The organism is Enterobacter sp. C6 (genome assembly GCF_008122455.1).
Taxonomy (GTDB): Bacteria; Pseudomonadota; Gammaproteobacteria; order Enterobacterales; family Enterobacteriaceae; genus Enterobacter; species Enterobacter pseudoroggenkampii.
This window is the reverse complement of sequence record NZ_QPFW01000142.1, coordinates 1-11,124: the sequence shown is the minus strand read 5'-3', so window position 1 is coordinate 11,124 and position 11,124 is coordinate 1. Positions and strand designations below refer to the sequence as shown.

Here is an 11,124-nt window from a genome sequence, read left to right as displayed (position 1 = left end):
CGCCACCAGCCCGAGCGCCGGACGGGTGCCATAAATCAGGCGCGAGAGCAGGTCGCGCCCGTAGCTGTCGGTACCCAGCCAGTGCTGGCCGTTCGGTGCCTGTAAGCGCGCGGCGGTGTCCTGCCAGTTCGGGTCAAGCGGCGCGAGCCAGGGGGCGAACAGGGCGATAAACACCAGCAGCGCGATGGCCACCAGCCCGCAAAACGCGGCAGGGGAGCGGCGCAGGCGGCGTAAGAAAAGATAAAACAGCATCAGCGCACCCTGGGATCGGTCGCCCGCACAAGCAGGTCGGTAAGGTTATTGATCAGCACAAAGCAGACGCCAATCAGCAGCGTGCCGCCCATGATGGCGGTGGTGTCTCCGGCGAACAGGGCGGTGGTGAGGTAGCGCCCGATCCCCGGCCAGGAGAAGACGGTTTCGGTCAGTACCGCGCCCTCCAGCATGCTGGTGTAGGCGAGGGCGATCACCGTCAGCAGGGTGCCACGAATGTTTGGCAGCACGTGGTGCAGCAGGATGGTCATCTCCCCGGCTCCCTTGGCGCGGGCAAGCAGGATGTACTCCTTGTTCATTTCGCCGAGGCAGGCGGAGCGCGTCAGGCGGGTAATGCTTGCCAGCGAGTAATAGGCCAGCAGCAGCACCGGCAGCACCAGGTGGCTGAGGGCGTTGCGAAACGCCTCGCGGTCGCCGGAAAGCCAGGTATCCACCAGCGCAAAGCCGGTGCGCGGCTCGACGGTGAACTGCCAGATATCGTCCAGCCTGCCGGGACCCGCGCTCCACTGCAGCTTCGCGTAGAACAGGGCCAGCATCAGCAGGCCAAGCCAGAAGATCGGTACCGAGTTGCCGAGCAGGGTGAGGGTTCTGATGGCGAGATCGAGCGGCGAACCTGCGTAGCGGGCGCACAGCACCCCGGCAATCACGCCGAGCACGGCACCGATGATCAAGGCAAGGGTCGCCAGCTCCAGCGTGGCGGGGAAGGCGTGCAGCAGGTCCTGCAGCACCGGCTGTCCGGTGGCGCTGGCGGTGCCTAAATCACCGTGGGCGAGGTTTTGCAGATAGTGCCAGAACTGCACGGGCAGGGGTCGATCCAGCCCAAGCTGGTGGCGAACCTGATCGTACGTCGACTGGCTGGCGTGATCGCCGACGATCTGCAGCACGCGATCGACAGGTGAAAAGGCCGAAAGCGCAAACGTGACGAGCAGCAGCCCGAAAAGCGTGAGCAGCAGGGTCAGCAGACCCTGGAGCACGCGGGTGGAAAGATGTGGCATGGGAAAATCGTTATCCTGAAAATATGCACGGACGACCCCCTCTCCCCTTGGGAGAGGGCGGGGGTGAGGGGAAACAGGCGGCTCTGCTGCGCGATGTTGCCCTCACCCCAACCCTCTCCCACGGGAGAGGGAGAAGGACAAGGGCTACTTCGTAACGCGATCGTACCAGACCATATCCGCGTTCAGCCCCTGCTGATACCCCTTCACGTTATCGCGCACCACGATCTGGGTTTTGCCCTGATCGACGAACACGTACGGTGAGCTCTGCTGCAGCTGTTCCTGCATCTTCTTGTACAGATCCAGACGCTTCGCCGGATCCGGTTCGGCAACCGCCGCCAGCGTGGCCTTGTTCAGCTCAGGGATTTTCCAGCCGTTCAGACCGGCCACGGTGCTGGACTTCCCGTCGTTCCACGCGAAGGCGCTGGCGTTAGAGTGCGCATCGAAGTAGTCCGGGATCCACAGACGAATCGCCGCCTGATGCTGCTTAGCGCGCACGCGGGCATAGACCTGACTCCCGGCGGCAGGCAGCAGATCCACCTTCACGCCACCCTGCGCAAAGCTCGCCTGCATCGACTGGGCGATGGTGATAAACGGCGGCTTGTTCTCTACGTCCAGCGTGAAGTGCGCGTCCTTAATGCCCGCTTTGGCGAGAATGGCTTTCGCTTTTGCCGGGTCAAATTTAAACGGATTGTCTTCCAGCGCGCCCGGCAGACCGACCGGCAGGAAGCTCTGGTGAACAAAATACTGGCCTTTCAGCAGATTTTTAGTGATGCCGTCATAATCGACCAGCCAGCGCGAGGCTTCCCAGAAGGCCGGGTTGTTCAGCAGCGGGTTAGCGCTGTTGCCGGTGTTAAACACCAGGTAATTCTGCTCGGCGGACGGAATGCTCAGCACCTTCACGCCCGGCTTGCCGTCCAGCGCGCTTATCTGATCGGCCCCCAGATCGCGCGCCACGTCCGCATCACCCTGCTGGATCAGCAGGCGGCGTGAAGCAGGATCGGGGACGTTTTTAATGATGATGCTTTTGAGCTTCGGCGCGCCGCCGGGCGCGGAGTCGTTAGCTTCCAGCACGATGGCCTGATGCGGCTGATAGACGCGCATTTTGAACGCGCCGCTGCCCGCCGAGTGCATTTTCAGCCACGCGTTACCGAAGTCATTATCCTTCACGTTCGCGGCGACCTGCTTTTCATCGACGATAGAGGCAATCGGCGTGGAGAGAATATTAAGCGCCACCGACGGGCTGACGTCCGCCGTCCAGTGCAGCTGGAGGGTGTGATCGTTCACCTTTTTCAGCTGGCTGGCGATGTTGCTCGCGTCCCAGCCCAGCACGTTGAGGATAAAGGCCGGGGATTTGTTCAGCGTCACGGCGCGGGTGTAGGAGAAAATCACGTCTTCCGGGCGCAGCGGGTTGCCGGAGGCGAATTTCGCATCGGGTTTAAGCTTGATGGTCAGGGTTTTTGCTGCCGCGTCCGCTTCCCAGCTTTCCGCCAGAATCGGCGTGATTTTTTCCGGATTATCGCGGTCCGGCTGGACCAGACGCTGATAGAGGCTCGGCACGGTCTGGATGCTGGAGAGCTCGTTGGCTTCAGCCGGGTCGAGGCTCACGATGTCATCAAGCCCCTGGGCAACCACCAGCGTGTTGGGCGGAGTAGCGGCGTGGGTAGCGCCTGAGAGCGCAGCCAGCACCAGTAACGGCAACAGTTTTTTCGTCATAGCGATCCCTGAGAAGAATATATTGTGATTGTTTTATGCTCCGCTACGTTAGGTCGACTATGACATTCCGCAAAGTCGAAATTCAGCTTTGCTTATGCCTTCCGGGAATATCGCATGCGCTCGGGCTATTAAAACACGCTGCTTTTCGCGCACTTTTTAACCTGCTATAACAAATGCCTTACCTTTCAGGGAGTCACCGCCGTGCCCGAAATCAATCAACATGGTCAAACCGTTAACGATATCGTTCCCGACTGGAAAGGCGCGAGTGTTAACCCGCACGCCGCTGTTCGGCCAGTATTGCCGCCTGGAGCCGCTGGACGCCGATCGCCACGCGGCCGATCTCTATGAGGCCTACGCGCAGGGCGACGACAGCGACTGGACGTGGCTTGCCAGCACGCAGCCAGCGAGCGTGGAAGCCACCGCGCACTGGGTCATGGCGAAGGTGATGGACGATGAGCTGGTGCCGTTTGCCGTCATTGATTTACGCACCGAGCGTGCGGTGGGGCTTGTAAGCTATATGGCCAACGAGCGGCTGCTGGGGTCGGTGGAGATCGGGCACGTCACCTGGTCGCGCAAAATGAAAGGCTCCCGCATCGGCACTGAAACGGTGTGGCTGCTGCTGAAAAATGCGTTTGAGCACGGCTATCGGCGGCTGGAGTGGAAGTGCGATTCGATGAACGTGGCGTCGCGCAGGGCGGCGGAGCGGCTGGGGTTTGTCTGGGAAGGGCGCCTGCGCCAGAAGCTGGTGCGCAAAGGGCGCAACCGCGACAGCGATATGCTTTCTATTATTGACGGCGAATGGCCGCAAAGAGATGCGGAGTTGCGCGCCTGGCTGGCGGCGGAGAATTTTGACGACGACGGGCGTCAGATAAAGCGTCTTGAGGCGTTTCGGTTATAAGTTTTTTATGTAGGGTACAGCGTAAACGCGCGGCTAATCCGCGGAAATCGCGATTTCTATCAGGTTAGTTTTTCCTGACTGTAGCCCGCGCGCTACCGCTTCGGCGATATCTGCAGCCTCGGTTACCCGGCAGCAGTGGACGCCCATGGCGGTGGCCAGCGACTGAAAATCGATATGCGGGTTCACCAGGTCCATCCCGATAAAACGCCCCAGCCGCGTTGAGCTGTAGTCGGCCTGGCTCTTCATAAAGTTTTTCAGGATGTTGTACTCCCTGTTATTCATGACGATAAAGGTGACCGGCAGATTTTCGTGTGCCGCCGTCCAGAGCGCCTGCGGCGAGTACAGGGAGGCTCCGTCACCTATCAGGCAGACCACCGGCTCCCGTCCGCGTCCCAGCGAGTGCCCTACTGAGGCAGGCATCCCCCAGCCCAGTCCGCCACCGCGCATAAAGTAGTAGCGCTGGTGCTGCTGGTCAGAGATGAACCGGCGGACATGCCGGGCGGTCGCTATCGCCTCATCCACGATGGTGGTACCCGCCGGAATGGACCGGATGACTTCCCAGGCTGCGACCATCGGGGAGATCGCCGGGCGTAGCCGCTCGGCGGCCAGACGTTCCTCCTGCTGCTGCCACTCCTTCTCCCGTTCGTCACGGGCTGCAACCAGCAGCCGCTGGTGGGCCAGCGCGCTGGCGATCAGGCGCTGCTTAAGCTTTGGCAAAAGTTCGTGCAGGGACAGTTTGATATCCCCCATCACCGAAAGGCGAGTGGCATAGGTGCGGCCAAGCTCGTGCATATCCGCCGAGAGCTGATACACCGCGCAGGTCGCCGGAATGGCCTCCCCCTCGCTGTACAAAATGGTGATCAGGCTTCTCCCGCCGATGATGAATACGGCATCGTAGGCATTGATGATGCTGGCGATTTCGCTGGCGGTGGTGGGCATATTGCCCCGCCAGAGCGCGTGCTGAGTGGGAAAAGGCAAATTCAGCGGCCAGGAGGAGCCATAGACGTGGGCGCTGAGCGCTTCCGCCAGCTGGACAATCTCCTGCGTCGAGCCGCTGGAGTGCACCTCATCGCCCGCCACAATCATGATCCTGCCGGGCGTAACCTGGCTCAGTTCTTCGGCCAGTTCGTCCAGCGAGCCCGCCACGGTGTGGTAGTTCACTTTAGAGGCCGTTTGTATCCCGGCGTCGCTGAGCTCTTCCATCACGTTCATTGGCAGAGAGAGCAGCACCGGACCGGCCGGAGGATAGCTGGCAGCGTGAAACGCGCGGCGTACCAGCACCGGGAGCTGGTCGGCGCTGGTGACCTCCTGCGCCCATTTCATGACCGGGGAGCCAATGGAAACAATATCATCATACAGCAGCGGGTCGCGGACGTAGTGCCGCGTATCCTGCTGTCCAACGGTGACCACCAGCGGGGTTTTCATGATCCGCGAATTAATCAGATTCCCCATGCCGTGCCCCAGACCGCTGGCGGTATGCAAATTGATAAAGCCCGTTTTGCCGGAGGCTTTCGCATAGCCGTCAGCAATCGCCACTACGGTGCTTTCCTGAAGCGCCAGAATATAGTGAATATTTTCATGGCGAAGCAGGGCATCAATGAGTGGAAGCTCGGTGGTACCGGGGTTGCCAAAAATATATTCCACGCCTTCACTCTCCAGCACTTCAAGGAGAATATCGGCACCCGTTCGCATATTGAGATCTGATAAGGACGTTAATGATTTAATCATAATGACACCTCATTCAGTATTATTTAACCCAGGCTAAAATTCTTCCTGCGTTGGACGAACAACAATTTCATTAATATCAACGTCGCCAGGCTGTTCAATAGCAAATAAAACCGCGCGGGCAATCGCGTCAGCCGGAATAGCCTGCTTATAAAACTCATGGAGAAATTTTTTGCTCTCTTCGTCAGAGCTACCGAATTGCAGTTCGCTCTCGACGGCACCGGGCGAAATAAGCGTCGTGCGGAGGGTTTTACCCGCCTCCTGACGTAAGCCTTCACTCAGCGCGCGGACGGCGAATTTCGTGGCGCTGTACACCACGCCGCCAGGCGCCAGCACCTTGATGCCCGCGACGGAGGCAACGTTAATAAAATGCCCACTGCCCTGACGCTGGAACACCGGGAAAGCGGCAGCGATGCCGTACAGCACCCCTTTCAGATTGGTATCAATCATCTTGTCCCATTCGTCGGTTTTCAGCTCGCTAAGGGGGGCGATAGCCATAAAGCCCGCGTTGTTGATCAGCACATCCACGCGCTGGTAGGCAGCAACGGCAGCGTCAATGGCGCGCTGAACCTCTTCCTGACGGGTGACATCGGCCTTCACGGCAATAGCCTTGCCGCCTTGCTGAATAATCTGATCCACTAAGGCATTAATTCTGTCCAGACGGCGCGCCACCAGCACCAGCGAAAACGCGTTATTCGCTAAATGGAGGGCAATCGCCTGACCAATACCGCTGCTGGCACCGGTAATGACAACAACCTTGTTTGCACTATTATTCATGATCTTATCTCGCTATTGAGTGATGCAAAAAATAAAAGGCAGAGAAGCGTTAATGAATAATGATAAATTCATTAACGCGGGTTTTTGATATATTGTGTATCGGGAGTGAAATGATGTTCGTTTAAAACTTAATGGAGTACGGAAGAGTCTGTCAATGTCGTTTTTTAATAATTAAATTAATTGCAGGCCTAATATTTAATTCTTATAGGTAACCGAGAATAGTATATAAATGAAATGGGGTCACGATAGCGGCCCTGCGAACAGGGCCTGAGGATTATAATTTGCCACTGTAAAGCACCGGGCCTGTGGGGAGTCCAGTGGGCGAGCCGCCCTCTGGTTCAAGGCTTATGGCTATCGTGGCGTCAGGAGGGAGCGTTGTGTTCCTGAGGGTGACGCGTGTGGGTATGTCGTTATGCAGCAGCCCCATGGATACCGGCGCCTGCCCGCCTGGGATCAGCCAAAGCTGTAGGCTGTGTTGCGCCGCGACGGCCGTTGGTCGAAGAGGGGCAATGCTCAGGTGCTGACGGCTGGCGTCCGCGCTGACGACCCACTGTCCGTGCTGTTGGGTATCGTTGAGTACCATCAGCGGAGCGAGTTCCGGGGTACGGATGGCATACCAGGCAACGACCGACAGGGCGGCGAGGGAGGCCGCAGCCATCCAGCCGACATAAGGCCGACTTTTGCGTAAAGGCTTTTTGGGCGGCAGATCGAGGGCGATTCTCTTCCACACCGTCTCGGGTGGAGAGACGGGCACAAGATGACTATCCAGCGTGCTGAACATTTCCTGCCAGTACGCCACGCGGGCGGCCAGAGCGGGTTCATGGAGGACCCTTTTCTGGAACTGAAGCCGCGCTCCTCCCCGCAGCGTGCCGAGGGCATACTCTGCTGCCAGCATGTCGTCGCGTTTTTCTGCGTCATTCATAGCCCGACACACTCCCGAAGATGGTCCATTGCCCGACGTATCCAGCTTTTCACCGAGCCCAGAGGCTGTTGGAGCCAGTCGGCAATGTCGCTGTGAGACATTCCCTGATAGTAGGCGAGCGTAATGCTCTGGCGCTGTTCGCTGCTCAAATGTTCGAGACACTGCCTGAGCCGTTCTGCCTGCACATCGTCGTGCCAGTTATTCTGCTCATCGTTCTCGCAAGGAAGAATCGCTTCGTTATACGCCGTCTCGCGGTCGGCAGCGCGGGTTTGCCCGCTGCGCAGCCAGTCAATACAGCGGTTGCGCACAATGTGCGTAAGCCAGGTCATCGGGGAGCTCAGTGCAGCGTTGTAAGTTTCGGCTTTACTCCAGACGGTGATAAAACAGTCGTGAAGGATCTCTTCTGCCCACGCGCGGTCACGCAGCATGCGCAGCGCGACGGCAAACAGGTGTGGCGACGTGAGTCGATAAAGTTGTTCAAATGCACGGCGATCGCCGTTTGCGACCGCCTGCATTAATTTCAGTTGCTGTTCAGCCAGCGCGTTATCCATGTTTTTCCCGGAAGGCAACGTCACACTTCCGAAGTATAGACAACTACTTAGGCATCAGGACGGTATCAATCACATCGATCACGCCGTTTTTTTGATGAACGTCATAGGTGCTAATGTTCGCCACATTGCCTTTACCATCCTTAAGCTGAATATTGTGCGGGCCGTTGCTCATGATCCACAGCGGCTGACCGTTAACGGTTTTCAGCTCCGCGTGGCCGCCGCCCTGTTTAATTTTCTGCTCCAGCGCTTTCATATCGTAATTACCGGCGACCACGTGATAGGTCAGGATGCTGGTGAGCGTGGCTTTGTTTTCGGGTTTGACCAGGTTTTCGACCGTGCCGGCAGGCAATTTCGCAAACGCCGCATTGGTCGGCGCAAACACGGTGAATGGCCCTTTGCTCTGAAGCGTATCCACCAGTCCAGCCGCTTTGACGGCGGCCACCAGCGTGGTGTGATCTTTCGAGTTTATGGCGTTTTCAACAATATTTTTGCTCGGGAACATTTCCGCTCCGCCTACCATCACGGAGCCTGACGTCATGGCGGCTGATGCGCCTGCACAGAAGAGTAAAGCGCTGGTTACGAATGCAACACGGGTTAGCTTTTTCATCATCTTTCCTCGGATTGGGGAGCAAAGGGGTTGCTCACTGACTGATATACGAGGGGCGGGTGGAAACTGGATGCAGGAAAATAAAAATAAATTATTGAAGGGGGGGATCCCCTCTCCCCTATGGGGAGAGGGCCAGGGTGAGGGGAAATATCCTCAGCGATGAACAGGTGCCCCGTTCGCCACATAATACGCGGCCGTGCTCTTCGCCAGCGGCTCGCGTCCGCGAATGACGTCGGCAATCTTTTCGCCGATCATAATGGTGGTGGCGTTCAGGTTGCCGGTGATGATCTGCGGCATAATCGACGCATCCACCACGCGCAGCCCTTCCAGCCCGTGAACGCGGCCTTCGCCGTCGACCACCGCCATCTCGTCGTAACCCATCTTGCAGGTGCCGCACGGGTGGAAGGCGGTTTCGGCGTGGTTGCGCACGAACTCGTCCAACTGCTCGTCGGTCTGGCAGTCAATACCCGGACTGATTTCACGGCCGCGGTACTTGTCCAGCGCGGGCTGGTGCATGATCTCGCGGGTGATGCGGATCGCGTCGCGGAACTCCTGCCAGTCCTGCTCGTGGGACATATAGTTGAACAGGATCGCCGGATGCTGGTGCGGATCGCGCGACTGGATGCGCACGTGTCCACGGCTCGGGGAGCGCATGGAGCCGACGTGGCACTGGAAGCCATGTTCTTTCACCGCGTTCGAGCCGTTGTAGTTAATCGCCACCGGCAGGAAGTGGTACTGAATGTTCGGCCATTCAAACTCTTCACGGCTGCGGATAAACCCGCCCGCTTCGAAGTGGTTGCTCGCCCCCACGCCGGTGCCGCCAAACAGCCACTCGGCGCCAATCTTCGGCTGGTTCCACCACTGCAGGGCAGGGTAGAGGGAGACCGGCTCTTTGCATTCGTACTGGAGGTACATCTCCAGGTGATCCTGCAGGTTTTCGCCCACGCCGGGCAGATCGTGTACCAGCGGGATATCGAACTGTTTCAGCAGGTCAGCGTTGCCCACGCCGGAGCGCTGGAGGATCTGCGGGGAGGCAATCGCCCCGGCGCTCAGCAGCACTTCTTTTTTTGCCGTCGCTTTGGATGGGATGGTGCTTTCACCCTCCAGCCACTCGACGCCCACCGCGCGCTTGCCCTCAAAGAGGATGCGATCGGTCATGGCGTGGGTGCGGATGGTCAGGTTTGGGCGCGGTTTCGCCTGATCCAGATAGCCGCGCGCGGTGCTGGCGCGTCGGCCCTGCGGCGTGACCGTGCGGTCCATCGGGCCGAAGCCTTCCTGCTGATAGCCGTTAAGATCGTCGGTACGCGGATAGCCCGCCTGCACGCCCGCCTCCACCATTGCCTCAAACAGCGGGTTCACGCCCGGTTTCGAGGTGGTGACGCTCACCGGACCGTCGCCGCCGTGGTAGTCGTTCGGCCCCACGTCGCGCGTCTCGGCCTTGCGGTAGTAGGGCAGGCAGTTGAGGTAGCTCCAGTGCTCCAGACCCGGCTCTTTTGCCCAGTGGTCGAGGTCCATCGCGTTACCGCGGATGTAGCACATGCCGTTGATCAGCGACGAGCCGCCCAGCCCTTTGCCGCGCCCGCACTCCATGCGGCGGTTGTTCATGTACGGCTCTGGTTCGGTTTCGTACGCCCAGTTGTAGCGCTTGCCCTGCAGCGGGAACGCCAGCGCGGCGGGCATCTGGGTGCGGAAGTCAAAGCGGTAATCCGGTCCGCCTGCTTCAAGCAGCAGGACGGTGGTGTTCGGATCTTCAGTCAGTCGTGTAGCCAGCACGTTGCCGGCAGAGCCGGCCCCGATAATGATGTAGTCAAATTGCAAATAAACCTCCCGGTTAAAATATGGACTGGAATTTACCCATCTCAACCTGGATGGACTTCACCTGGGTATAGCTCTGCAGCGTCATCACGCCATTCTCGCGGCCAATGCCGGAGTGCTTGTAGCCGCCGACCGGCATCTCTGCGGCGGATTCACCCCAGGTGTTGATCCAGCAGATGCCCGCTTCGAGCTGATGAATGGTGCCGTGGGCGCGGTTCAGGTCGGCCGTGACGATGCCTGCCGCCAGCCCGTAGTCGGTGTCGTTGGCGCGGCGAATCGCTTCCTCAATGGACTCATAGGTCAGGATGGACATCACCGGGCCGAAGATCTCTTCGCGCACGATGGTCATCTCGTCGGTGCAGTCGGTGAACACGGTCGGGGCCACCCACGCGCCGTTATCGAAGCCTTCGCCCTTCAGCACGTCGCCGCCGCACAGCACGCGCGCGCCTTCCTCTTTGCCTTTGGCGATGTAGCGCATCACGCTGTCGCGGTGCGGGAAGCTGACCATCGGACCAAAGTTGGTAGCTTCATCGAACAGATCGCCCGCGCGGATGCGGCCCACGCGCTCAACGATTTTCTGCTCAAACGCGGCTTTAAATTTCTCGGGCACGAACACGCGGGTGCCGTTGGTGCACACCTGGCCGGAGCTGAAGAAGTTGGCCATCATGGCGATGTCCGCAGCGAGATCCAGATCCGCATCGTCAAAAATAATCAGCGGCGATTTGCCGCCCAGCTCCATTGTCACCTCTTTCAGGGAGGAGGCCGCGGCGTTCGCCATCACCTTTTTGCCGCTGGCGACGCCGCCAGTAAAGGAGACTTTGGTGATGCCCGGATGCTCGGTCAGGTAGTGG

Annotated in this window: 9 protein-coding genes and 2 pseudogenes; 1 reads left to right on the top strand and 10 read right to left on the bottom strand. The window is 59.1% G+C overall.

Going from position 1 to position 11,124, the window contains the following annotated elements; genetic code table 11:
* From DOU50_RS03000 to DOU50_RS02990, 3 genes and pseudogenes are all read right to left on the bottom strand, one after another.
* A pseudogene (locus DOU50_RS03000) lies at window positions 1-252 on the bottom strand (ABC transporter permease); the annotation flags it as partial.
* Window positions 252-1,265 carry an ABC transporter permease gene (locus DOU50_RS02995; RefSeq protein WP_148768770.1) on the bottom strand — a complete coding sequence of 338 codons (1,014 nt, stop codon included), beginning with the start codon at window positions 1,263-1,265 and terminating at the stop codon, window positions 252-254. The pseudogene DOU50_RS03000 and the gene DOU50_RS02995, both read right to left, overlap by 1 nt.
* A 144-nt stretch (window positions 1,266-1,409) precedes the next feature.
* Entirely contained in the window at window positions 1,410-2,978 is a 1,569-nt protein-coding gene (locus DOU50_RS02990) for an ABC transporter substrate-binding protein (protein ID WP_148768769.1), read from the bottom strand.
* A gap of 201 nt (window positions 2,979-3,179) precedes the next feature.
* Here DOU50_RS02990 and DOU50_RS02985 point away from each other — a divergent pair.
* A pseudogene (locus DOU50_RS02985) lies at window positions 3,180-3,876 on the top strand (GNAT family N-acetyltransferase).
* 33 nt (window positions 3,877-3,909) lie between these two features.
* Here DOU50_RS02985 and DOU50_RS02980 read toward each other — a convergent pair.
* From DOU50_RS02980 to DOU50_RS02950, 7 genes are all read right to left on the bottom strand, one after another.
* On the bottom strand, window positions 3,910-5,604 hold the full coding sequence (locus DOU50_RS02980) for a thiamine pyrophosphate-binding protein (RefSeq protein WP_148768768.1): 1,695 nt from the start codon (window positions 5,602-5,604) through the stop codon (window positions 3,910-3,912).
* Window positions 5,605-5,637: 33 nt separating this feature from the next.
* Window positions 5,638-6,378 (bottom strand): SDR family oxidoreductase, encoded by a 741-nt coding sequence (locus DOU50_RS02975; RefSeq protein ID WP_024906963.1) that lies wholly within the window; start codon window positions 6,376-6,378, stop codon window positions 5,638-5,640.
* Between the two features lie 274 nt (window positions 6,379-6,652).
* On the bottom strand, window positions 6,653-7,300 hold the full coding sequence (locus tag DOU50_RS02970; protein ID WP_024906964.1) for an anti-sigma factor domain-containing protein: 648 nt from the start codon (window positions 7,298-7,300) through the stop codon (window positions 6,653-6,655).
* Window positions 7,297-7,851 carry an RNA polymerase sigma factor gene (locus tag DOU50_RS02965; protein ID WP_148768767.1) on the bottom strand — a complete coding sequence of 185 codons (555 nt, stop codon included), beginning with the start codon at window positions 7,849-7,851 and terminating at the stop codon, window positions 7,297-7,299. The genes DOU50_RS02970 and DOU50_RS02965 overlap by 4 nt, the downstream gene beginning before the upstream one ends.
* A gap of 43 nt (window positions 7,852-7,894) precedes the next feature.
* Entirely contained in the window at window positions 7,895-8,458 is a 564-nt protein-coding gene (locus DOU50_RS02960; RefSeq protein WP_024906966.1) for a fasciclin domain-containing protein, read from the bottom strand.
* Between the two features lie 153 nt (window positions 8,459-8,611).
* On the bottom strand, window positions 8,612-10,276 hold the full coding sequence (betA, locus tag DOU50_RS02955; protein WP_148768766.1) for a choline dehydrogenase: 1,665 nt from the start codon (window positions 10,274-10,276) through the stop codon (window positions 8,612-8,614).
* 13 nt (window positions 10,277-10,289) lie between these two features.
* Window positions 10,290-11,124, bottom strand: an 835-nt coding sequence (locus DOU50_RS02950; RefSeq protein WP_148768765.1) for an aldehyde dehydrogenase family protein, incomplete at its 5' end; no start/stop codon positions are given.